The sequence below is a fragment of the Olleya sp. 1-3 genome (assembly GCF_002836085.1).
Lineage (GTDB): Bacteria > Bacteroidota > Bacteroidia > Flavobacteriales > Flavobacteriaceae > Olleya > Olleya namhaensis.
Map to the genome: position 1 here is coordinate 188,252 of NZ_PJBW01000058.1, position 25,116 is coordinate 213,367.

Sequence of the window (25,116 nt, forward strand, 5' to 3'; positions counted from 1 at the left end):
GTTTACATGGAATCAATACAATCTATAAAACAACGTTTCGGGATTATAGGAAACAGTCCAACTTTAAATCGCTCTATTGAAAAAGCGATGCAAGTTGCACCAACAGACATCTCTGTTTTAGTAACCGGAGAAAGTGGTGTTGGAAAGGAGAGTATTCCAAAAATAATCCATCAACTCTCTCACAGAAAACATGGTAAATATATTGCTGTAAACTGTGGTGCAATACCAGAAGGAACTATTGACAGTGAGCTTTTTGGCCATGAAAAAGGAGCCTTTACTGGTGCAACAGCAACTAGAAATGGTTATTTTGAAGTAGCCGATGGTGGAACTATTTTTTTAGATGAAGTTGGAGAACTGCCCTTAACTACGCAAGTACGTTTACTAAGAGTTTTAGAAAACGGCGAATTTATTAAGGTTGGATCTAGTAAAGTACAAAAAACAAATGTGCGTATTGTTGCAGCTACAAACGTGCACATGTTTGACGCTATTAAAAAAGAAAAATTTAGAGAAGACCTATTTTACCGATTAAGCACGGTTGACATTAACCTACCGCCTTTAAGAGAGCGTCAAGAAGACATTCATATATTATTCAGAAAATTTGCTAGTGACTTTGCATTAAAGTACAAAATGCCTACTATAAAATTAACTGATGACGCAGTACAATTATTAATAAAATATCGCTGGAGCGGAAATATTAGACAGCTACGTAACGTTGCAGAACAGGTTTCGGTATTAGAACAAAACAGAACCATTAGCGCAAGCACACTTCATAGTTATTTACCTGTTGGTAGTAATTTACCTGCTGTAATTAACACTACCAAATCAGAAAGCGATTTTGGAAGTGAACGTGAGATTTTATACAAAGTGTTATTTGACATGAAAGCTGATTTAAACGATCTAAAAAAGCTAACCATGGAATTAATGAAAACTGGTAACGCTAAAGAAGTACAGAAAGAAAACGAAGGTTTAATTCAGAAAATCTATGGTGAGAACGATAGCGATACTGAGTTTGATGAGCATGTAGAAGACATGGAAGTGTTGTCAATATCTCAAAATGCAATGCAACCACCTAGCACAATAGAAACTGAGAATACACAAGACAAGTACCATTTTGCTGAAGAAATTGAGGAAGAAGAAACGCTATCGTTACATGACAAAGAGTTAGAATTAATCAAAAAATCTTTAGAGCGTCATAAAGGCAAAAGGAAGCTAGCTGCCGAAGAATTAGGAATTAGCGAACGTACACTTTATAGAAAAATTAAGCAATTTGATTTATAATATCACGTTGTAATTCTAAACAAAAACTAAAATGAAACAGTTTAAATATATATTATTACTATTAATATCATTTACCATATTTGGTTGTGGCGCGTATTCTTTTACTGGAGCAGATATTGGTACCGCAAAAACATTTCAAGTTAATTATTTTAAAAACACAGCCAATTTAATAGATCCAGGATTGGACCTAGACTTTACAAGAGCATTACAAGATTTAATACAAGATCAAACCAGTCTAAGTCTAGTTAATTCTAGTGCCGATTTAGTTTATGAAGGTGATATTACAAATTATAGAATCTCTCCTACTACTGCTACCGCTAATAGTACAGCTGCTCAAAACCGCTTAACCATAGGTGTAAAAGTAAGATTTTACAATAAAAAGGATAGTGAAAAGGATTTTGAAAAATCTTTTTCATTCTTTTATGATTATACAGGAAGCGAATTATTATCTGGTACAACAAAAACATTGGCTTACGAAGAGATTTTTGAACGTTTGACACAAGATATTTTTAACGCATCACTTGCAAACTGGTAAACCTAATGACTAGCCAAGAATTAACAAACGTATTACAACTACCACAAGTAGTAACTGCAGAGCAGACCGCTATGTTGGGTTCCATATTGGAAGAATTTCCTTATTTCCAATCAGCACGTGCCGTTTTTCTTAAAGGCTTAAAAAACAAAGAGAGTTTTAAATACAATCAAGCATTAAGAGTTACAGCTGCTTATACAGCAGACAGAAGTATATTGTTTGATTTTATTACAAGCGACACCTTTAATCAAAATGAAATTTCGGAGTATATTAAACAAAACGCTGACTATATTAATAGTTTAGATGTTTTTGTAGAAGATATTTCTGTAAATAACACAACATCTACAGACCCAACCTTAAAGCAGCAACTTGAGGAGACCAGAAGTATACTTGATCCTGATTTATTTCAACCTAAAACAGAAACACAACCTGTCATTAGCTCAAATTTAATTAAAGATGAGACTACCAAAACAGAAAATGATGCGTCACTAAATTCAAGTAAAAAAGAAATTGAAGACTTTTTAAACATTGGAAAACCACTTCAATTTGAAAAAGACGAAACTCATAGTTTTAATGAATGGTTGAATATTGCTAAATTCAAACCAATACAACGCGAACCAGAAGACCCTTTAAAGGAAGAAGCAAATTTAGAACGCGCTAAAAAGTTTGATTTAATAGATCAGTTTATTATCAAAAATCCTAAGCTTGAAGCTAAAAAAGCAAAGGTGTCGACACATAACATTGCGCAAGCGCAGATGATACAGTCAGACGAATTAATGACAGAAACATTGGCTCGTATTTATGTCGAACAAAAAAACTATAAAAAAGCGATTCAATCTTATAAAATTTTAAGTTTGAAATATCCAGAAAAAAGTGGTTTCTTTGCAGACCAAATTAAAGCAATAGAAAAATTACAAGAATAAATAACAAATTATAATGAGCACATTTGCAATCTTTTTGATCTTAATAGTAATAGTAGCATTTCTACTAATAGTTGTAATTATGGTACAAAACCCAAAAGGTGGAGGTTTATCTTCTTCATTTGGTGGCGGTGGTACACAACAACTAGGTGGTGTTAAAAAAACAACAGACTTTTTAGATAAAAGTACTTGGACATTAGCTACTATCTTACTAGCATTAATATTAGCCTCTAGCTTAGGTATTGACAAAAATGGTCAATCTGCAGAATCTAAAATTTTAGAAAGCGACAGTATTGATTTACCAACACCAACTGCTACACCTGCAACAGATGATGCTGCTAAAGTAATAGACCCAGTAGTTACTGAGTAATAAGCTATCACTAAAACATAACAAAAAATGCCAACTTTATAAGTTGGCATTTTTTGTTTCTGCAAGTTTGTCAGTTGTACTCTATTGGCACATTTTTAGCTTATTATTAAGCACTATAATTATAATTAATTAAACATATATATTATGAGTAAATTAAACATTAAACCACTTGCAGATCGTGTGCTAGTAGAAGCACTACCTGCCGAAACACAAACAGCTTCTGGTTTATACATACCAGATACAGCACAAGAAAAGCAACATAAAGGAACAATCGTTGCAGTAGGTAACGGTAAAAAAGACGAACCTTTAACGGTAAAAGTTGGAGATACTGTACTTTACGGAAAGTATTCTGGGTCTGAAATCAAATTAGAAGGAAAAGAATACCTAATGATGCGCGAAGAAGACATCTTGGCAATTATCTAGTCTGAAATTTCAAAAACTAAAAACTAATTTAAATATTTTAATTGATCTTCAATGGGCAACCATAAGTTAGAAATAACAATTAAAATCTCAAAATAATCTTATTATGGCAAAAGACATAAAATTTGATGTAGAAGCACGTGACGGTTTAAAACGTGGTGTAGATGCATTAGCAAACGCAGTAAAAGTAACTTTAGGACCAAAAGGAAGAAATGTAATTATTGGACGTTCATTTGGAGCCCCAATAGTAACTAAAGATGGTGTGAGTGTTGCAAAAGAAATAGAATTAGAAGACCCATTAGAAAATATGGGGGCGCAAATGGTAAAAGAAGTTGCTTCTAAAACTAATGATTTAGCTGGAGATGGAACAACTACTGCAACTGTATTAGCTCAAGCAATAGTTAAGGAAGGTTTAAAAAACGTTGCTGCGGGTGCAAATCCAATGGATTTAAAACGTGGTATTGATAAAGCTGTAGAGGCTATTGTTGCTGATTTAGCAAAACAATCTAAAGAAGTAGGTAACTCTTCTGAAAAGATTAAGCAAGTGGCTTCAATTTCTGCTAACAATGATGACGTTATTGGTGATTTAATCGCTAAAGCATTTGGTAAAGTTGGTAAAGAAGGAGTTATTACTGTTGAAGAGGCTAAAGGAACTGAAACATACGTAGATATCGTTGAAGGAATGCAATTTGACAGAGGGTATTTATCGCCTTATTTTGTAACTAACAGTGACAAAATGGTAACTGATTTAGAGAATCCTTACATTTTATTGTATGATAAAAAAGTATCTACAATGAAGGATTTACTTCCTATTTTAGAACCTGTTGCACAATCAGGAAAACCATTATTAATTATTGCTGAAGATGTTGATGGAGAAGCATTAGCAACATTAGTAGTTAATAAATTACGTGGTTCTCTTAAGATTGCAGCTGTAAAAGCGCCAGGATTTGGAGATCGTAGAAAAGCAATGTTAGAAGATATTGCTATTTTAACTGGAGGTACTGTAATATCTGAAGAAAGAGGTTTTACACTTGAAAACACGACTTTAGAGATGCTTGGTACGGCAGAACGTGTAACTATTGATAAAGACAATACAACTGTTGTAAACGGTGCAGGAGACAAGAGCTTAATCAAGAATAGAGTTAACCAAATTAAAGCTCAGATCGAAACTACAACTAGTGATTACGATAAAGAAAAACTACAAGAACGTCTTGCTAAATTAGCAGGTGGTGTTGCTGTACTTTATGTAGGTGCTGCTAGTGAAGTAGAAATGAAAGAAAAGAAAGACCGTGTTGATGATGCTTTACATGCTACTCGTGCTGCAGTAGAAGAAGGTATTGTTGCCGGTGGAGGTGTTGCTTTAGTTAGAGCAAAATCTGTATTGAATGATATTACAACTGAAAACTTAGACGAAACTACAGGAATACAAATCGTAGCACGTGCTATTGAAGCACCGTTACGTACTATTGTTGAAAACGCAGGTGGAGAAGGTAGTGTTGTTGTTTCTAAGGTTATGGAAGGTAAAAATGACTTTGGTTATGATGCAAAAACTGAAACTTACGTAGACATGCTTAAAGCGGGTATTATCGATCCTAAAAAAGTAACAAGAATAGCATTAGAAAATGCTGCTTCTGTGGCAGGAATGATATTAACTACAGAGTGTGCTTTAGTAGATATTAAAGAAGCTGCTCCAGCTGGAGGCGGAATGCCAATGGGTGGAGGTATGCCAGGAATGATGTAATAAAAACATCATCTATAAATACAAAAAAAGGCCTCAACTAATGTTGAGGCCTTTTTATTTGGATTCTGATTTATATGACTTAAAACTATTTTATAGTAACGAGATTCAAATTACCATGAATATGATATTAATTACTGATATCAATTAGAAAGTTACTCTTATTACATACAACTCGAATAAACTAGTCTTCAAATTGTAATTAGCTAACTTTTAGATATTAGATATATTACCATAAAAAAAAAGCCTCAACATAAAATATGTTGAGGCTTTTATAATCTTTTACTCTATTTAATTAATGGTTACTTTTTTAGAAAGTACACGACCATCTTTTAATGTTACATCTACGATATAAACACCTGTACTCAAATTATTCAATTTCACTCCTGAACTCGCTTGAGTAGCGTTTACATTAGACAAACGCATTACATTCTGACCTAACATATTAATTAAATTCAACCCTTTTATATCTTGATCTAATCCTTTAATGTGTAATTGATTTAGGTTATTATTCACAAATATTGAAACATTGTTTGTTGCTTCAAAATCCTCATTAGATAATGACTGCTCCATTTGAAAAACAATTTTTAAACGATCCGAATCGTCACCAGCTTGAGCAGTAAAATTATAATCTCCTGATCGTAAATCGTGATAAACACCTTCCAAACTATCATATATATAAATCTCTTGAGAAGCATCTATATTTTTAGTTTCTGTCATTTTTATAGTATACATCGCTACTGATTCACTTTTCAATCTTAAAGCAACTTCCTTGTCAGATTGAATAGTAGAATACCCTTGAATAATATAATCCTCTCCATCTAAAGTAGATAATAAATCATTTGCAAAAACCTCACTAGCTTTAGCATCATACCCATAATCAAAAATATCATCATTACTATCCTCTCCAAAGCCAAATAACAATTCTCGACTTAGGTCATTAGACGTTACAAACTCTAATCTTATAATCTGAAGTTCGGATGCATTAGTCTCTTGGTCCATAACAGCAGCTGTTCTTAAAAATTCTGATTCTCCCGAAGCTTCTGTCTTAAAAACTCTTTGACTATTATTAAATTCCACATTACCACTTCCAACAATTTCCGCCATAAAACCCTGTGCTACTGGGATATATCTTTCAGGTGTTTTAAGACCCGCTAAACCACCAGTAGTCGCTCCATCTAAACCTACAAATTGATACGCTTTTGTACCTCCAATTTTATTTAAAGTAGCATATCCTGCTTGGTATTGACTTAACACATGACTTTCTCCAGCCCATTGCTCCCAGAAATAAACAGCTCCATCAATAATTCCTGCGTTATCATCTATAAATGCATGAACATCTAATGCTGAAGCATAAGGATTACCTAATAAATATTCAGTTTTACTTGTACCTCCTACAGAACCTGGACCTCCTGTATCACTTACACTTACTAAAATTTCTCCATTATTTGGCTTACCTTCAAATATGTATTGAAAATCACCACTTCCAACACCTGTTCCTTTTTGCGTATACCCCACACCTGGTTCTATTGGAGACGATTCATTTAAACCAGCCCAATCATAATACGTTACTCCATTTTTAAAAGTATATAACCAATATGTACTTAATGTCGCTGGCGTTGTTACTGCAGGTGAATATCCAGACGTGAACTGAATATCTCCATTAGCATCCTTTAACATATCCACAGAAAAATCGGTATTATTACTAGCTATACTCTGCACTCCTACTGGCGAGCTCCAATAATTATATCTAAATAAATTACTAGTCCCTTCTTGACGTCTCATTATTTTACCAGCACTAGTTACTGCTAATTCACTATCAACCGTTTGAATTAATTGTGATTCGTTATTTAAATCCATCACACCATCAAGCTCTAGATACCATCTGTTATTAATTTCGTTATCACCATTAACTGTTAATGACATTTCATCATCAATAAACAAACCTAAATTAGTATGAGATCCAGAAGTTGTTACTTTACTCTTGATATGTACAATAGACCAATCTTTATTTGGTAAATTTTCAATATCCCATACATCTCCATGTACCCATGTCGCTTCTGTTGTCCAATTTCCATCCGTTGCACTAACATATGGCATTGGTGCTGTTTGTTCTTGTACAGTTGTAATATTATTTAATTTCAAAATACGAGAATTATTAGACTCATCATAAGTTACACCATTAACAATATTTGTCATTGGGTAATACGCTTCTAATGCAGCCCACGGTACAGTAGCTCTTGATGTAAAATCAATAATATCTTTATCTATTATAGTTCCTCTAATAGTCCCTGCATTGTTTTCAATTTCTTGATATACCATACTCTGTAATTGATCTGATGTTAAAGCTTCTTTAAAAACTCTAACTTCATCAATATTACCATCCAAATGTCCAAAATCAGAAGTCTGTGTTGGATATTTCCCTACTGTGAAATCTCTGGTAGAATATATATGATTTGAACCATTAAAGTTTTTAGTTAATAAAACTGAATTTAATAAAGGATTAGTTTCTGTACCTACCAATTCTCCGTTAACATATAACTTCACTGAATTAGTTGAAGCATCAAAAACCCCGGCAATATGATACCAAACATTGCTTTCTATTTTCAAATTAAGCGCAGGATCTGGTAACGCCGTAAAACTAACATCAGGATAATTGTCTGATGCTGTTACTTGATCTTGAGTATATACAAGAAAACCAGGCACTCTACCATTACTAATATACAAACGCATATTTTCTTGACCCGCAATACTAAATAAATTAGGCAAAGCATTATTATCTCCTTCTATTTTAACCCAAGCCATCATTGTTGCTTTAGACCAATCACTAATAAAATTAGGCGCATCTAAATAATCATCAACACCATCAAAATCGATAGTACTAGAACCTATTATTGCTGTATTGTCATCTCTATAATCTAAATCTCCTCCGGTAGCCGCATCCGCATCAAAATCACCAAAAGAACTAACCAAATCTGGCACATCTCCAGTTGTTACTTCATCATTAGAATCATAAACTGCAGTAATAACATCAAAGTTATCATCCAATCCATCTGTATCAGAATCTGTATTAGCTACAGTGTTAGCATGTCCATTTTCATTAATATCTAAAATACCATCATTATCAGTATCTGTATCTAAGTAGTCAGGTAAATCTGTACCATCCGTATTTACAGGCGTAAATCCTGAACCGTAATTTGTATATAATCCATTAGAACCTACAACTCCACTTGGCGCTAAATAACCGGTAGTAGTTTGAGCTTCTACATTATCAGGTATTCCATCCTCATCAACATCAATATCTATTTGTGGCTGACATAAAAAACTGTATGCAAATCCATCTAAACCATGAGGATCGTGTGTACTAGCACCTAATTGACCAGAGACTACAATATGTCTGATAGCGACATGACTTACTAGATCACTAGTAACAAAACCTATAGTGTTTTCAATGTTTTGTCCAGCTAAAACAGAGCCTTTTAATGTGCCATTAGCATCATATAAATTAATGTTTCCTGTAGCATCATCACCAATATATGCATTACTGAAGTAAGCGATTAAGTTTCCGTCCGCATATACTTCATAATTTATAACCTCAGTGTTAGTAGAAGTATCATAAGCATCTACAAAATCAAAACTAAAAGACGCTACAGGCTCTGTAAAATTAATATTTACTGTATAATAATCACCTGTTTGATTACCAACTTCTGGATATACATATAGCCCATTAGAAGGTCCACTACCTGAAGTAAACCCTGTAGATGTAGTAGTTCTAAACTGATGAATTGGAGTTGGTCGATAAATATAATTATGTTCAAAATCTAAAGTACCATTAGCAAAAGTACCTAATGTAGTTGTAGCCGTACCTGCTGCTGTTTGTGTGAAAGAAAAATCAGAAGCACCATTAAGTACTGTTAAAGGTTGCCCTCTACTAAATACTTCTTCTTGGTATCCAGACTCTTGATATCCTAACCCGTTGGTATTAGCTCCTATCGTAAAAACTTTAAATTGATTAAGCTCCCAAGATATTTGATCTGTTTGCGGACTAGCAGCCCCTGCAATAACAGGACACTCAACAGTATCAAGTATACCATCATTATCATCGTCAACATCTAGTCGATCAACAATACCGTCATTGTCAAAATCTGATTCTTGTGCTTGTGTTGTAAAAGAGACACATAACATGGCGCATAAAAGCACACTGAAAAACAAAGTAGTTTTCTTCATAGGTTAAAATTTTAGATTTGAGGGATAAATCATTCTCTCGGGCAAAGAAAACGATTATGACACAAAAGTAACTTTTAACAATGCTCAAAAAAAACTAATACGCTTAAACGCAATAATAACCGCTAAAACACATAAACATGCATAAATAATCGCCAAAAAACACCACTAAGTAGTTGTTAATCAATCAAAAAAACATTTAACTACTGATTAAGTCTATTGTAATAAAATGCAGGCAATAACAACAACAATAAGATGGGCTGAATCAAAAAGCGTCTGATATTAAAAAAGAGATAATAGTTTTCTTGTTTAGGATCTAGCACGTAAAAAAGAAACAAGGGAATTAGAATACAAAAAGAAATACCATACACTAACGCAGAAAACTTAATAATACTAATATCTTTAAAAAAGAGGTACAAAACTAATAAAGACAACCCTGTATTTACAAAAAATCTAAGAGCCGTACTAGCAACTAACTTTAATGTTTCTTGCCTAGGAGAATCCATATATAGATAGTCATTCTGAAAAAACAACAAATACGGATCATAAAACAATTCGTTTTCAAACCATCTTACCAATGCAAGTAACAAAAACACAAACGATATCCCTATATATTTAGAATACTTACCCATTTACTTATTTATATGAGAAAAACGATTAACCCAAAACATCCAAAGCAAAAATACCATACCATATATCATCGCAGGAAAAATGACACTATGTAATATCTCCTCTCTCCAAGGGTAATGATACAAGCCTATTGATAAAATAACAATTCTAATTAAGTTAACTACATACAATAGCACACTACCAGTAAGAATATAAATAAAAGTAGTTTTAAATCTACCAGCAAAAGCAATTATAAAAGCAATAAATAAAATAATAATACTTAGACCATTACAACCTTCTATAACTCTGGCCACATATTTACCCTCAACAATCACTTTTACAGAAGGCTCATCCGGATGTGGCATCATTTGTGTTTTATACCCAACAACCTCTAGTAAGTTTTGAGATTGCTCCGCGACCAAACTGGTAAATAAATCAGGATAATAGGCACCGCCTTTAGAAAAATCTAAGTAATAACTATAAGCTAAACTTAGCACGCCGTAAACCAATAAAAAGGTTAAGATAAATTTTATAACGGGCTTATATTTTAAGAGCAATGCTTTCAATTAAAAAAGAATAAATTTTAAGATTTTTTAGGAGTTGAAATTACGCCTTTTTAAATACTTTTACCAAAATTTTCAAATAAATGACATTCGAAACTTTAAAACCTCAAATTGAAACTATTGTTTCTAACACAACAACTACTACTGATGATAAATTATTACAAATTTGTCAGTTATTAGACCAAAACATCTCGTATTACAACTGGGTTGGTTTCTATTTTAAAAATGGAGATAAAAACGAACTTAAACTTGGACCTTACGTTGGCGCTCCAACAGACCATACCATTATTCCTTTTGGAAAAGGTATCTGTGGTCAAGTTGCTGTTAGTAATGAAAACTTTGTAGTACCTGACGTCGCTGCACAAGACAATTATATAGCTTGTAGTATTACTGTAAAAGCAGAAATAGTGATTCCTATATTTGTTAATGGCGAAAATTTAGGTCAAATAGATATAGACTCAAATACTCCAGATCCATTTACGGAAGCTGATGAGCGCTTTTTAGAATTTGTTTGCCAAAAGGTAGCAACATTATTATAACATATATAATTACAAATTCCGGAAGCTACTAATTATTACAATTAACAGCTTCCGGAATTTGATATTTACTACTGCTTGTTAACAACTTAGTGTTTTAGTTGAAAAACCACTATTTATTTTCAACTATACCAATTTACTTTTACTTAAATTTGCTTGCTTATTAACACAACTATAATGAGCAACAAAACAATTAAATCTGCATTAATTTCAGTATTTAGCAAAGACGGTCTAGAACCTATTGTTAAAAAATTACACAAACAAGGTGTCACCATATATTCTACTGGAGGAACCGAAACTTTTATTAAAAATCTTGGTATAGATGTTGTTCCCGTAGAGGACGTAACGTCGTACCCTTCTATTTTAGGTGGACGTGTAAAAACATTACACCCTAAAGTTTTTGGTGGTATTTTAAACCGTCAAAACCATGATGGAGATGTAAAAGAAATGAAAGATTTTGACATCCCTCAAATAGATGTTGTAATTGTAGATTTATACCCATTTGAAAAGACAGTAGCTTCTGGAGCTTCAAATCAAGATATTATTGAAAAAATAGACATTGGAGGTATTTCTTTAATACGTGCTGCTGCTAAAAACTATGCGGATGTAATCTGTGTCTCTTCTGTAGATGATTATGCCGAGTTTTTAGAGTTAATTACAGATAAAAAAGGTGATTTATCTGAAGCGGATAGAAAAGCATTTGCTGCCAAAGCATTTAATGTCTCTTCTCATTACGATTCTGCAATTTTCAATTACTTTAATGCAAACCATGCTATTCCTGCTTTAAAAATAAGCGAAACTAATGGTAAAGTATTACGTTACGGAGAAAACCCACATCAAAAAGGTTTTTTCTTCGGAAATTTTGACACACTTTTTACTAAATTACATGGTAAAGAATTAAGCTACAATAACCTTTTAGACGTTGATGCTGCTGTAAATTTAATTCAAGAATTTAAAGGCGAAAAACCAACATTTGCTATTTTAAAACATAACAATGCTTGTGGATTTGCTCAACGCGAAACAGTATCTCAAGCCTATACAGATGCGTTAGCAGGAGACCCTGTTTCTGCTTTTGGTGGTGTTTTAATTAGCAATACAGAAATAGACGCAGCAACAGCGACAGATATTCATAATTTATTTTGCGAGGTCGTAATTGCACCTTCTTTTTCAGCTGAAGCTGAAAGCATTTTAAAAGGTAAGAAAAACAGAATCCTATTAGTTTTAAAAGACACCGACTTTGCAGAAACAACTGTTAGAACATGTCTAAATGGCGTTTTAGTACAAGACAAAAATAATAAAACGGATACTGTAGAAGACTTAAAGTATGTTACAGAAAGTAAACCTTCAAGTGCTGCAATTGACGATTTAATTTTTGCTTCAAAAATATGTAAGCATACAAAATCAAATACAATTGTTTTAGTTAAAAACAAACAACTTTGCGCTAGTGGAACTGGGCAAACTAGTCGTGTGGATGCTTTAAATCAAGCCATACATAAAGCACAATCTTTTAATTTTGATTTAAAAGACAGTGTTATGGCTAGTGATGCATTTTTCCCTTTCCCTGACTGTGTAGAAATTGCAGGTAACGTTGGAATAACTAGTGTCATCCAACCAGGAGGCTCTATTAAAGACCAATTAAGTATTGATTACTGTAATGCTAATAATATAGCAATGGTAATGACTGGTACACGTCATTTTAAGCACTAAGTCTACTCTTAGAATAAAGCGACTTAAATAACATCTAAAAGCTTCGGTTTAATTACCGAAGCTTTTTTTTATTTCAATTCAAAATTAACAATTACTCTACTTTCTATTTTAATCTTTTCAAAATCTATATTGACGGGATTAAAAGAACTGTAACCTTGAGATGAGGATATACCTCTTATCTTAATACCAGCTGCTCGCCCACTAAGTGCTGCTGTAACTAAAGTTTGGGAATCAGAAATATAAATTGCTTTTCCAATGGTTTGCCCCAATGCTTCAATCATCACTTCAGCTTGCTTTTTAGCTTTTAGCACTCCCTGCTTTTTAAGTTCTAATTTTAATGTTTCTAATTTAGAATATTCTGTTTTCAATAAAAAAACATTAGAGATACCAACTGTTTCCAAAGCAACAATAACCCGACCTGCTGTTTCTGCATCATAAAGCAGAAGTTGATATGTTTTATTTTTTAGAATATCTTTACTCCTTAAAAAATATTTTCTAAAGCTTGAAGACATATCAGAAAGTGACAACTGTTGAGCGGTATTAATACCCAGTGACTTTAATTGAACTTCCATCTTTACCTCCAACTCCTCAACAGACTGCTTACCTTTAGTATCATTTTCTGTTATCAAAATTGAAAAATATATTCGATCAGGAACAACCAAACTATCTGTTACAACTGTCGTTTCTAAGAAACCAGAATTATAACTTTTAGATTGAGAGTGACTGCTTAAAGTCACACATACGAATAAAATAAGCCAATAGTATTTCATGTTTTTATTATTTATTTGTTCAAACTTATAAATTAGAAAATGAGCAAAAAACAACAAATGAGTAAAACCTAGGCTCCAATGAGTAAACTATCATTTTTATCCCATCTAACTAAATTTCTGCGTAAGCAAAACATCTAAAACTTTGTTTTAAACGTATCTTTTATTCATACGTCGATTAATAAAAATTGTGAGGCATTAAATCCTTATATTACCATACTTTTATTACTTTTACAGCATCTTTTTAATAACGCCTTATAATTACAAATAACACATGGGATTTTTTGATTTCCTGACAGAAGAAATCGCTATAGATTTAGGTACTGCCAACACATTAATTATTCATAACGACAAGGTTGTTGTTGATGCTCCATCCATAGTGGCTAGAGACAGGATTTCGGGCAAAATTATTGCAGTTGGTCAAGAAGCCAATATGATGCAAGGTAAAACCCATGAAAACATTAAAACTATTAGACCATTAAAAGATGGTGTAATTGCAGATTTTGATGCTTCTGAACAAATGATAAGTTTGTTTATTAAAAATATTCCCGCTTTAAAAAAGAAATTATTTACCCCAGCTTTACGTATGGTAGTTTGTATCCCTTCTGGGATTACAGAAGTAGAAATGCGTGCAGTAAAGGAATCTTGTGAGCGTGTTAATGGAAAAGAAGTTTATTTAATACACGAACCTATGGCTGCTGCTATTGGTATTGGTGTAGATATCATGCAACCAAAAGGAAACATGATTGTAGATATAGGTGGTGGTACTACAGAAATTGCAGTTATTGCACTTGGTGGTATTGTTTGTGACAAATCTGTAAAAATTGCAGGTGATGTTTTTACAAACGACATTATTTATTACATGCGTACACAACACAACTTATATGTTGGAGAACGTACTGCTGAAAAAATTAAAATACAAATAGGTGCTGCAACTGAAGATTTAGATCTTCCGCCAGAAGATATGAGTGTCCAAGGACGTGATTTATTAACTGGTAAGCCAAAGCAAGTACAAATTAGCTACAGAGAGATTGCTAAAGCTTTAGACAAATCTATTTTACGTATTGAAGACGCGGTGATGGAAACGTTATCACAAACACCTCCAGAATTAGCTGCCGATATATACAACACTGGTATTTATCTTGCTGGTGGTGGATCTATGTTACGTGGTTTAGACAAGCGTTTATCTCAAAAAACAGACTTACCTGTTTATATTGCTGAAGATCCGTTACGTGCTGTAGTTAGAGGTACGGGAATCACACTTAAAAATTTAGCGAAGTACAAAAGTGTATTGATAAAGTAGTAATAGAAACTAAATGCAACAAATTGTAAATTTTATACTTAGAAACAAATCTTTTTTGTTTTTCTTGTTGCTGTTATGTGTTTCGGTTGGACTTACTATACAATCACATTCTTATCATAAAAGCAAGTTTATAAACTCCGCTAACAGTATTACTGGCGGTGTTTATAATACAAGCAACTCCGTAAGTAGTTATTTTGGTTTAAAACAAGAAAACGATAAACTACACGAAGAAAACACACGATTAAGATCGTTACTTTTTAATCAAAATATTGATGCAAAAACGTTTATAGATTCGACTTCTTTTAAAGGTAGATATACTTTTACTACTGCAAAAATTATAAAAAATAGCTACTCGCTTCAAAATAATTATTTAACAATAAATAAAGGTAGTCGCGATAGCATAAAGCAAGATTTAGGTGTTATTTCTTCCAAAGGTATTATTGGTATTATTGATAATACAAATAGCAAATACGCAACAGTAATTTCAATTTTAAACACCACCAATAAAATTAGTGGTCAATTAAAAAAAACAAATCAATTCGGAACCCTAAGTTGGAATGGAAAATCGCCACGATTAATACAATTAACGGATATCCAGAAAAGCGCAAAATTAGTAAAAGGAGACACCATAGTTACTTCTGGACGTTCTGCTATATTCCCAAAAGGAATTTTAGTTGGTACTATTGAAGATTTTAAATTAGATGTCACTAAAAACTTTTTTGAAGTCAATGTGCTTTTATTTAATGACATGACAAATCTAGAGCACGTTAGTGTTATTGAAAACAAAGACAAACCACTAATAGACGACTTACAAAAAACTAATGAATAACCTATTATCCATACATACTGTTAGGTTTTTTGTGCTGATTTTACTTCAGGTATTATTATTTAATAAAATAAACTTTTTAGGCTACATAAACCCACATGTTTACATCCTGTTTATCATACTATTTCCAGTAAAAAATAACCGCATCTTATTTTTATTTCTAAGCTTTTTATTAGGCCTATGTGTGGACATTTTCATGGATTCCGGAGGGATTAATGCCTCAGCAGCTTTAGTGACTGCTTTTATAAGACCGGCAGTTTTAAAATTCAGTTTTGGTGCGGTTTACGAGCATCAAGCTCTTAAATTTAATAATATAGATTTTGGACAAAAATTAACTTACATCTCTATATTAACTTTTGCACACACACTAACCTATTTTCTATTTGAAATATTTAACGTTTCTAAAGTAATTTTTGTGTTACAAAATACGTTGTTTTCTAGTATATTCACTATTATACTATGCATCTTAATAACCTCTATTTTCAGCAAAAAATCTAAATGAGAAAACTTTTACTTCTTTTATCTGTCATAATTGTAGGCATCGTTTTTACAGGTAGATTACTATACCTTCAAGTATACAATGCAACCTCAACAGATTTATACAAGGATAACGCCATCAGAAAGGTATTTGACTACCCTAAACGTGGTTTTGTTTATGACCGTAATGGCAAACTATTAGTATCCAATCAACCGTCTTATGACGTCATGGTAATACCTAGAGAAGTAAAGCCTCTAGATACTTTAGAGTTTTGTAACTTATTAAAAATTGACAAGCCTACATTTATAAAAAAACTTACAAAAGCTAACAAGTATTCTCCAAGACTACCGTACGTTTTTGTGTCACACTTATCCAAAGAAGATTACGCCATTTTACAAGAAAAAATGCGTAAATATGAAGGTTTCTATATTCAAAAACGTAGTTTAAGAAAATACGAAACTACTATTGGCGCTAATGTTTTAGGAGATATTGGTGAAGTAAACGATAGAAACATTAAAAATGACAACTATTATCAATCAGGAGACTTAATTGGTAAAGCAGGTGTTGAGGCGTCTTATGAGTCTACTTTACGAGGACAAAAAGGTATTAAATTTATACAAAAAGACAGATTTAACAGAAACCTAGGACCTTACCAAGACGGGATACACGACACATTACCAGAAGCTGGAAAAGATATAAAAATAACCATTGATGCAGACCTACAAGCGTACGGTGAGCTATTAATGACCAATAAACGTGGTGGTATTATTGCTATAGACCCAAAATCAGGCGAAATTCTAGCATTAGTATCTGGACCAAGTTATGACCCTAATATTTTAGTAGGTAGAGATCGCTCAAAAAATTTCACAAAATTATATAATGACTCCATAGCAAATCCAACATTTGACAGAGGACTACAAGCGCAATATGCACCTGGATCTCCTTTTAAAGTTATAAATGCCTTAATTGGTTTACAAGAAGGCGTGGTAACTACTTCAGAACAGTTTACTTGTAGAATGGGATATTATTACAACGGTAGAAAACTACACGGTTGTCATAGCCATAGAAGTCCTGTTAATATGAATTTAGGTATTTACGAATCCTGTAATGCCTACTTTGTTAATGTCTATAGACGAATTTTAGAAAAATACCCAACCTCAGCTGAAGGTATGGATGTTTGGAGTAATCATGCCAAGAGTTTTGGATTAGGTGATTATTTAGGATATGATTTAGTGGTTGGAAGAAAAGGACGCATTCCAGACAGTAAATTTTACGACAAATGGTATGGAAAAAACAGATGGAGTTCTACATTTATGACCTCTAACGCGATTGGACAAGGAGAAGTTGAAGCAACTCCTATACAATTAGCAAACATGGTTGCAGCTATTGCCAACAGAGGTTACTTTATAACACCACACATTATAAAAAGTATTGAAGGCGAAACTATTGACGAAAAATACACAACACCAAGATACACAACTGTAGACCGCAAACATTTTGAACCCGTGGTAGAAGGAATGTACGATGTATTTAATAAAGGTACTGCAGAAAACTTACAAGTTGAAGGAATAGAAATTTGCGGAAAAACAGGGACTGCAGAAAACTATGCTAAAATTGACGGTGTACAAACGCAATTAACAGACCACTCCATTTTTGTTGCATTTGCACCTAAAGACAATCCTAAAATAGCCATTGCTGTATTTGTTGAAAATGGGTATTGGGGAAGTCGTTTTGCTGGAAAGATTTCTACTTTAATGATTGAACAATATTTAAACGGAAGTATTAGTCGTACAGATTTAGAAAAATGGATTTTAACCCATAGTTTAGAAAACGAATATGCTAAACAATATTCTGGAGAGCCTTTTAAGATTAACAGAGAAACACAGTTACAAATTGTACCTGCTCCGAATAAAAACGACATAAACGCAACACCAAAAACAAACTTAGAAAAACAGCAAATACAAGCTACCCCAATACACGTAAATGAGGCAAACTGATAGACATTTTAAATTTGATTGGTTAACCATACTACTATATTTTATACTAGTTATGTTTGGTTGGGTAAACATTATATCTGCTTCACATTCTGGAGAAGCTTTAGAGTTTTCTAATTTCTCGCATTTTTACAGCAAGCAATTAGTGTTTATTGGACTGTCTGTACTATTAATAATCCTTATTCTATCCATAGAAGCCAAGTTTTACGAACGCTTTTCTAGTGTTATTTACATCATTGCCCTCCTGTCTTTAGCGGGTCTATTTGTCTTTGGAAAAAATATAAATGGTGCCACATCTTGGTATCCAATTGGTAGTTTCACGTTTCAACCAGGAGAGTTTGCTAAGGTTGCCACTGCTCTAGCTGTTGCCAAATATATAAGCGATTTGAACACAGATATAAATCGTTTTAATGATCAGCTTAAAACCTTTGCTATAATTGTTATCCCTGCTCTATTAGTGCTATTACAACCTGATGCAGGAAGCGCCATTGTTTACGGTGCTTTTTTCTTTGTTTTATACAGAGAAGGTCTACCACACATTTACTTAATTGTAGGTGTCCTTTTAATACTACTTTCCATATTCGCATTAAAATTTGGAGTAGTCAGCACGTTGTTAATTACATCTATAGTTGTATTAACTTATTACTTTACAAGAAAGAAAAGACCATCCATTATACAACCTATTACTGTTATATTATTGTGCACGTCATTAGCATTTAGTGTGCGCTTTTTTTATGATAATATTCTTCCTGCGCATCAAAAAGACCGCATTACAATTTGGTTGAGTCTTGAAAAAGATCCAGACAAATTGGAGCGCATGAAAAAGACCGTTGCCTACAACTTAAATGAATCTGAAAAAGCCATTAGTAGTGGTGGATTTAAAGGAAAAGGATTTTTAGAAGGTACACGTACCACAGGTAATTTTGTGCCAGAACAACACACTGATTATATTTTTAGTACTGTTGGAGAAGAATGGGGTTTTATTGGTAGCTTTTTAACGGTAGTTGTTTTTCTTTTGCTAATTATTAGGATACTTATACTTGCCGAACGACAGAAAACACAATTTAGCAGAATGTATGGTTATGCTGTAGGCGCCATTCTCTTTTTACACTTTATGATTAATATTGGTATGGTCATGGGATTAATACCAACCATTGGTATACCACTACCCTTCTTTAGCTACGGTGGCTCTGGTCTTTGGGGTTTTACAATCTTAGTATTTATCTTTATTAAGCTAGATTCTAATCGTATTAATGAGTGGTAGTGCTTTTGTCTTTTGTCTTTTGTCTTTTGCCTTTTGCCTTTTGCCTTTTGCCTTTTGCCTTTTGCCTTTTGCCTTTTGCCTTTTGCCTTTTGCCTTTTGCCTTTTGCCTTTTGCCTTTTGCCTTTTGCCTTTTGCCTTTTGCCTTTTGCAAAGTTGAACATTCATTTATATATAAATAACTCCTTTTCACAACTTGATTACAACTAGTTGTTTCGGTTTAAAATAACACATAAAAAAAATCCCTTTCAACTTGACGTTAAAAGGGATTTGAAATTTTATTTTATTTCATCTTAAAGATTATAAATAAATCGAGCTGTAACAAATCTAGGTTGAATAAAATACTCACTAGTGCTTACAGAAAAAGCATCGTTACTATTTTGCACTCTAGAATCTGTATCTAATAAATTTGTAGCTTTAAGCTCATATTCCCATTTACTATCACTACTTTTTCTATACGCTAAATTAGCATTCCATAATCCAAAACTATTACTATTACCTTCTAGCGTTTGACGGTTGTATGTATAGTCTGTTTTAAAGGTGAATTTTTTAAATATTAACGCATCAAATTCTGCTGATGGTGCATTGGTATATATTTTAGTACGCCTTGTCCCTTGGTCATTATCACTTAAACCATACGTATATCGTAATTTAAAATTTGGAGCTTCTCTAAAATTAGATCTAAACTCAGCTGTATAACTTTGACTATAGTTTTCGTTAACCGAAACTTGACTATTAATAAACTGATTAAATTTAGAGTAGTTAAATGTTCCTCTAACACTAGCTTGTAATTTTCCAAAACGTCTTTGAAAACGTCCGCTTGCACTTAAACTCTCATCATCTAAACCAGAATTATAAGGTGTACTTGTTCTAATAACAGATCCCGGCTGAAACTCTGATACGTTTCTAATATTATCAATGTTTTTAGAGTAGTTGATAAACGCAAACACGTTAGTATAATTAAACATGTTAAAACTAAAGTAACTTAAGTTTATATTATGTGCTAAAGAGCTTTCTAAATCAGGATTACCTCTAAACGTAGAATTATAATTATTTAAAACTAAACCTTGGGCAAACTGATTAACATCCGTAAACTGCGTTTGCATCTTATAAGATAAATTTAAAGTTTCTGTCCCCTTTAATTGAATACGCACATTTAAATCTGGCAATACTCTAAAAAAGTTATCCGTTGTCTTAGTACTAAACTGATCGTTAACAGCACTATAAGCATGTGCAGAAACCCCAGGACTAATTGTAAACTTACCAGTTTTAAAACGGTAATGCGCTCCTAGATACAAATCACTAAACGTGTACTTAATATCATTAACATCAGACAAACCTGTTATTGTGGTATTGGTGTCTAACTCTGAACCATCATCCAAGGTTTGAAAAATATTAGAATCAAATTGCTGATTGCTATAAATAGTTCCAACTGTAAAGTTTATGTCACTCTTTTTATTTAGAATATTCCAATAATCTACTTTAGCATCTACTTGGTTAGTTTTAACACGTTTTTGCTGATTAACATCATAACTAACCTGAGTCCCGTCTAAACCTAAACCTTGAGCAGTGTCATCAAAAGGATCCCTATTATTTGGATCAGCATCAGTATTATTACTTGGATCATTTTGCAATAAAGCATTGTAAAATGGATCTTCATCTTGCAATAAATGTTGTATTGATAATGCAAAAATATTATCCTCATCCATTGTGTAATAATAATTTAAATTTTGATTTATCTTGTATGGATTGGTTTCTTCATTTTGATCAATTGGTCCAATCACGTTAGAGAACGTTCCGTTTAATTGTTCGTCTTTAGACACGCGTCCTAAAATATCATAATCCAATTGATTACTCGCATTTGGTTTGTATTTAGCACTAAACTTAACCAACCCTAAATCACTTTTTTGTTGCGTATTGCTCTGTGTGTTTTCATCAGGAATACCTAACGTCTGATCTGTATATAATACCGCACTGTTTTCCTGCAACTCTATTCTGCTACTTGCAAAAATGGCAAATCCACTAACATCTAAAGTACTTTTTGGAGAGTAGCTAAAATTAGCAGCACCAAACTTAGTATTAATACTTTTTGCTTGATTGTTTTGAAGTTGTCTAAAACCTAAGTCATTACTACCTAAACTAATGTTAGTTCCACTTTGCTGACTTGGTTGTTGGAAGCCTCCTGAGAAATTAAAAATATCACGACGCGACAATGCTAATTCGCCAATATTATTTAAATCACCAATAAAGTTAATACTCTTTTTAGGGCTATAATAAAATAATTTAGGCTGTGCTAAATACAGCTCACCACTACTAGAATCTCCCGCTCCAGCAGTAATAGTACCAAACCAAAAGTTTTTCTTTCCTTCTTTTAATTTAATATTAATGGCAATATTATCTTGGTTATTAGTCACACCACTTAATTGACCAACTTCAGAATAATTTTTTAAAACCTGAACTTTATCAATAGCATTTGCTGGGATATTTTTTGTTGCCAATTTAGTATCACCATCAAAAAACTCTTTACCATCAATCATAACTTTACCAACCTTCTTTCCTTCAATCTCTACCTCTCCATCGTCATTAATCTCTACACCTGGCATTTTTTCTAGTACATCACCAAGTTTACGTTCCGTTCCGTTTTTAAAAGAATCTGCGTTGTATGTAATTGTATCTCCGCTTATAGTCACTGGCATTTCATAAGTAATTTCAACTTCATCCAAACTATTATCAATAGTCATTATGTAGTCTTTAGTAATACCTACTTCTTTAGTATTAACAGTCTCAGAAATTTGTTGCATTCCAATATAACTTACCTTAATACTATAGGTAGAATTAATATCTAAATTAAGCTTATAACGTCCTTTATCGTTAGTTATAGCGTAAGACTCTAATATTTTAGTCTCTTGGTTTATAGCGATTACATTAGCTAACTCTAATGCAACACCTGTGCTATCTTTTACTACACCTTCAAATTTGACTTGGGCAAACGAGGTGCTAGCCACTAATAAAAGCAGCGTGGTTAAAATATGTTTCATTTGTATTATTTAATTGGTTGGGTTATGTACTAAAAAATTAATTACGACGTCCTCCGCCTCTTCCTCCACGTGATCTAAACATCTCGCGCATCTCTTCCATTTTTTTCTTTACAATGTCTTGATACGCTTCCATAGTAACTTCTTTACCTTTAGTAGGTTTTTTGATTTCGTTTTTATCAGAAGGATTCATGACTATTTTAGTACATAAAATGGTAGTTCTACCAGAATTAACCTCCAAGATTAAGCCAGGAAGCCCCCAATATTCTCCAGGACCAGCGCTTACAGGGATATCCATAGTATACCAAGCAACAACCTCAACTTCTTTAGGGATTTCTATATCTTCAAAAGGATCTTTTGGCGCATCTGCTTTTGTGCTATCACTTTTAACCTCTGCAGTTTCTTTTTTATCAGCCTCTTTTTTTCCTCTATCACCACCTCTTCTTCTCATGTTGGTCCAATCGGCAGCATCAACCTTTTTAGTCGCAGTAGCCTTAAAACAAGTATACTTACCAATTTGCTTAGACTCGCCAGTCATTTTCCAATCTAACTTGACTAAACTATCTTTAATTAAAAACTGCTTACCAAAAAACTCTTGATCTTGCAATAATTGATTGTCTTTAACATTTTTATATACCGTTCCTGCAGACATACCACCCATATTAAATCCACCTCTACCTCCACTTGGTGCCTCTAAAGCTTCGTCTTCTTTATACATAGATTCTGTTTTATTAAAATCTAGAATAAATGTTTTTTCAAGCATACTCTTCATACGCTCCATAATAGACTTCTTACGTTCAGGGCTCATCTCACGTCCACCAAAACTATCCATATCAACAGTTGTCTTTGACATATAAATAGCTTGACCTTGAAAACCATCTTGTGCAAACGCATTTGATGACATAATCATGACCACTAGAATAGCCAGATTTTTAATAGTAGTTTTTAGTTTCATTGTAATAGATTTTAAATTTATAAGGGTAATACGTCCATTAGACCTCAAAAAAAGATAATGGTTTAATCTAAAAGTGTTAAAAATTAAATTAGCAAAAACAATAGTCCTCTAAATATGTTTTCTGATACACATTTGGTTTAGTTTTTGTACATTGGTAGTCCATGAAGGCAATACTAATATTATTCTGTATTTTATCATTTCCCTTATACGCTCAAGATGCGATAAGCACGACTTTAGTCCAAAAGGACAGTCTAGATGCCGATCAATTTATTTCTAAAAATAATTTTGAAAGCCTCTATTACATAAAGGACAATACGCTTATAAAAAGCCAAGATGGCAATACTATAAACTACAGTAATTTTCAGTTAGGCAAAATAACCACCGCACACACTTTTAATCCGTTAAAAATAAACGTGTTTTATGCAGACCTAAACACTGTAATTATATTAGATAATAGATTAGCCGAAGTCTCTAAAATAGACTTTAACGCATTACAAGACTACAAAAACGTATCGCATGTAACTACCGGTTTTGATAATACTGTTTGGTTATTTAACCAAGATTTTCAGTATTTAGAATTATACGATTACAAAACACAAACCACACGTTATAAAACCATACCCGTAGCCTCAAAGGTTTTAGACATAACAAGTAATTACAATTACTGCTGGTTATTGACAGAAAACAACCTGTATTGTTATAATTATTTTGGAAGTGTTGTTTACAAAATCAAAAACGATGGCTATTCAAGCATCAAAGCCTCCAACGAAAACCTAATAATTAAAAACCAAAACGGTTTAATTTTTTATAATCACAAAACCAAAACACTGATACCTATTAAATTACCAAATATGTTAATAAGTCAGTTTTTTGTAACCAATCAAATCCTGTATATTTACAATCGTAAATCACTATTTCAATACCAACTTAAAACAGACTAACTATGCACGTTGCCATAGCAGGAAACATAGGCGCAGGAAAAACGACGCTTACTAAATTATTAGCCAAACACTTTAACTGGGAGGCGCAATTAGAAGACGTTGTAGACAACCCGTACCTTGACGATTTTTATAATCAGATGGAACGTTGGAGTTTTAACCTGCAAGTTTACTTTTTAAACAGTCGTTTTAGACAGGTTTCTCAAATTCACGAAAGTGGAAAAGACATCATACAAGACAGGACTATTTATGAGGATGCACACATATTTGCTCCTAACCTGCACGCTATGGGTTTAATGACCAATCGTGATTTTGAAAACTACAAATCCCTTTTTGATCTAATGGAAGGTTTTGTTGCCAGTCCTGATTTATTAATTTACTTACGCAGTTCTATCCCAAATTTGGTGTCTCAAATACACAAACGTGGACGTGATTACGAAAACTCAATAAGCATAGATTACCTAAGCAGACTTAACGAGCGTTACGAGGCTTGGATACATGGTTACACAAAAGGTAATTTATTAGTTATTGATGTAGACAATATGGACTTTGTTGCAAATCCTGAAGACTTAGGTATTATTATCAATAAAATAGACGCAGAAATAAACGGTTTATTCTAGATCGTTTTGGGCGTTACCACAAGGGTCGCGCTGTACATTATA

22 protein-coding genes are annotated in these 25,116 nt (G+C 32.9%); 15 read left to right on the plus strand and 7 right to left on the minus strand.

The window, feature by feature from the left end:
- Nucleotides 1–6: 6 nt before the first annotated feature.
- From CXF54_RS13900 to groL, 6 genes are all read left to right on the plus strand, one after another.
- Nucleotides 7–1,278 (plus strand): sigma-54 interaction domain-containing protein, encoded by a 1,272-nt coding sequence (locus tag CXF54_RS13900; protein WP_090837682.1) that lies wholly within the window; start codon nt 7–9, stop codon nt 1,276–1,278.
- Between the two features lie 31 nt (nt 1,279–1,309).
- The gene (locus CXF54_RS13905) at nt 1,310–1,813 is read left to right on the plus strand and encodes an LptE family protein (protein ID WP_090837684.1); all 504 of its coding nucleotides are present in this window, start codon (nt 1,310–1,312) and stop codon (nt 1,811–1,813) included.
- Between the two features lie 5 nt (nt 1,814–1,818).
- Nucleotides 1,819–2,733, plus strand: a complete 915-nt coding sequence (locus tag CXF54_RS13910; RefSeq protein WP_101203977.1) for a hypothetical protein — start codon at nt 1,819–1,821, stop codon at nt 2,731–2,733.
- Between the two features lie 13 nt (nt 2,734–2,746).
- Complete coding sequence (secG, locus tag CXF54_RS13915; protein WP_101203978.1) at nt 2,747–3,100, plus strand: preprotein translocase subunit SecG; 354 nt, start codon at nt 2,747–2,749, stop codon at nt 3,098–3,100.
- Nucleotides 3,101–3,244: 144 nt separating this feature from the next.
- A complete protein-coding gene (groES, locus tag CXF54_RS13920) occupies nt 3,245–3,523 on the plus strand; it encodes a co-chaperone GroES (RefSeq protein ID WP_090837690.1) in 279 nt (92 codons plus the stop codon).
- A 103-nt stretch (nt 3,524–3,626) separates the two neighbouring features.
- The gene (groL, locus tag CXF54_RS13925) at nt 3,627–5,261 is read left to right on the plus strand and encodes a chaperonin GroEL (protein ID WP_090837691.1); all 1,635 of its coding nucleotides are present in this window, start codon (nt 3,627–3,629) and stop codon (nt 5,259–5,261) included.
- Between the two features lie 288 nt (nt 5,262–5,549).
- On the opposite strand, the gene CXF54_RS13930 is transcribed toward groL, so the two are convergent.
- From CXF54_RS13930 to xrtF, 3 genes are all read right to left on the minus strand, one after another.
- The gene (locus CXF54_RS13930; protein ID WP_101203979.1) at nt 5,550–9,485 is read right to left on the minus strand and encodes a LamG-like jellyroll fold domain-containing protein; all 3,936 of its coding nucleotides are present in this window, start codon (nt 9,483–9,485) and stop codon (nt 5,550–5,552) included.
- 200 nt (nt 9,486–9,685) lie between these two features.
- Complete coding sequence (locus CXF54_RS13935; RefSeq protein ID WP_101203980.1) at nt 9,686–10,114, minus strand: exosortase F system-associated membrane protein; 429 nt, start codon at nt 10,112–10,114, stop codon at nt 9,686–9,688.
- Nucleotides 10,115–10,657 carry an exosortase family protein XrtF gene (gene xrtF / locus CXF54_RS13940; protein WP_101203981.1) on the minus strand — a complete coding sequence of 181 codons (543 nt, stop codon included), beginning with the start codon at nt 10,655–10,657 and terminating at the stop codon, nt 10,115–10,117.
- Nucleotides 10,658–10,737: 80 nt separating this feature from the next.
- Here xrtF and CXF54_RS13945 point away from each other — a divergent pair, with 80 nt between their 5' ends.
- Nucleotides 10,738–11,193 carry a GAF domain-containing protein gene (locus tag CXF54_RS13945; RefSeq protein WP_090837698.1) on the plus strand — a complete coding sequence of 152 codons (456 nt, stop codon included), beginning with the start codon at nt 10,738–10,740 and terminating at the stop codon, nt 11,191–11,193.
- Nucleotides 11,194–11,367: 174 nt separating this feature from the next.
- On the plus strand, nt 11,368–12,897 hold the full coding sequence (gene purH / locus CXF54_RS13950; RefSeq protein WP_101203982.1) for a bifunctional phosphoribosylaminoimidazolecarboxamide formyltransferase/IMP cyclohydrolase: 1,530 nt from the start codon (nt 11,368–11,370) through the stop codon (nt 12,895–12,897).
- A 68-nt stretch (nt 12,898–12,965) separates the two neighbouring features.
- Here the strand turns inward: purH and CXF54_RS13955 are convergent, their stop codons facing one another.
- The gene (locus CXF54_RS13955) at nt 12,966–13,667 is read right to left on the minus strand and encodes an SIMPL domain-containing protein (RefSeq protein ID WP_101204214.1); all 702 of its coding nucleotides are present in this window, start codon (nt 13,665–13,667) and stop codon (nt 12,966–12,968) included.
- A 271-nt stretch (nt 13,668–13,938) separates the two neighbouring features.
- Between CXF54_RS13955 and CXF54_RS13960 the strand changes: the two genes are divergently transcribed.
- The 5 genes from CXF54_RS13960 to rodA are packed head-to-tail and all read left to right on the plus strand — an operon-like array spanning nt 13,939 to nt 19,529.
- Nucleotides 13,939–14,967 (plus strand): rod shape-determining protein, encoded by a 1,029-nt coding sequence (locus tag CXF54_RS13960; protein WP_090837702.1) that lies wholly within the window; start codon nt 13,939–13,941, stop codon nt 14,965–14,967.
- Nucleotides 14,968–14,980: 13 nt separating this feature from the next.
- Nucleotides 14,981–15,796: a rod shape-determining protein MreC gene (gene mreC / locus CXF54_RS13965; protein WP_101203983.1), complete on the plus strand. Its 816-nt coding sequence runs from the start codon at nt 14,981–14,983 to the stop codon at nt 15,794–15,796.
- Nucleotides 15,789–16,295: a rod shape-determining protein MreD gene (locus tag CXF54_RS13970; protein ID WP_090837706.1), complete on the plus strand. Its 507-nt coding sequence runs from the start codon at nt 15,789–15,791 to the stop codon at nt 16,293–16,295. The genes mreC and CXF54_RS13970 overlap by 8 nt, the downstream gene beginning before the upstream one ends.
- Nucleotides 16,292–18,268: a penicillin-binding protein 2 gene (gene mrdA / locus CXF54_RS13975; protein ID WP_101203984.1), complete on the plus strand. Its 1,977-nt coding sequence runs from the start codon at nt 16,292–16,294 to the stop codon at nt 18,266–18,268. Before CXF54_RS13970 ends, mrdA begins: the two co-directional genes overlap by 4 nt.
- Nucleotides 18,255–19,529, plus strand: a complete 1,275-nt coding sequence (gene rodA, locus CXF54_RS13980; protein ID WP_101203985.1) for a rod shape-determining protein RodA — start codon at nt 18,255–18,257, stop codon at nt 19,527–19,529. The genes mrdA and rodA overlap by 14 nt, the downstream gene beginning before the upstream one ends.
- On the opposite strand, the gene CXF54_RS15735 is transcribed toward rodA, so the two are convergent.
- From CXF54_RS15735 to CXF54_RS13990, 3 genes are all read right to left on the minus strand, one after another.
- Complete coding sequence (locus tag CXF54_RS15735) at nt 19,516–19,680, minus strand: hypothetical protein (RefSeq protein WP_157823473.1); 165 nt, start codon at nt 19,678–19,680, stop codon at nt 19,516–19,518. The two genes, rodA and CXF54_RS15735, sit on opposite strands and share 14 nt — an antisense overlap.
- 139 nt (nt 19,681–19,819) lie before the next feature.
- Nucleotides 19,820–22,564, minus strand: coding sequence for a TonB-dependent receptor (locus CXF54_RS13985; RefSeq protein WP_101203986.1), 2,745 nt, complete (start codon nt 22,562–22,564; stop codon nt 19,820–19,822).
- 37 nt (nt 22,565–22,601) lie between these two features.
- Complete coding sequence (locus tag CXF54_RS13990; protein ID WP_101203987.1) at nt 22,602–23,516, minus strand: GLPGLI family protein; 915 nt, start codon at nt 23,514–23,516, stop codon at nt 22,602–22,604.
- Nucleotides 23,517–23,677: 161 nt separating this feature from the next.
- Between CXF54_RS13990 and CXF54_RS13995 the strand changes: the two genes are divergently transcribed.
- Together CXF54_RS13995 and CXF54_RS14000 are read left to right on the plus strand one after the other, a co-directional pair.
- On the plus strand, nt 23,678–24,457 hold the full coding sequence (locus CXF54_RS13995) for a hypothetical protein (RefSeq protein WP_101203988.1): 780 nt from the start codon (nt 23,678–23,680) through the stop codon (nt 24,455–24,457).
- A 2-nt stretch (nt 24,458–24,459) separates the two neighbouring features.
- Nucleotides 24,460–25,074: a deoxynucleoside kinase gene (locus CXF54_RS14000; protein WP_090837716.1), complete on the plus strand. Its 615-nt coding sequence runs from the start codon at nt 24,460–24,462 to the stop codon at nt 25,072–25,074.
- Nucleotides 25,075–25,116: the final 42 nt, after the last annotated feature.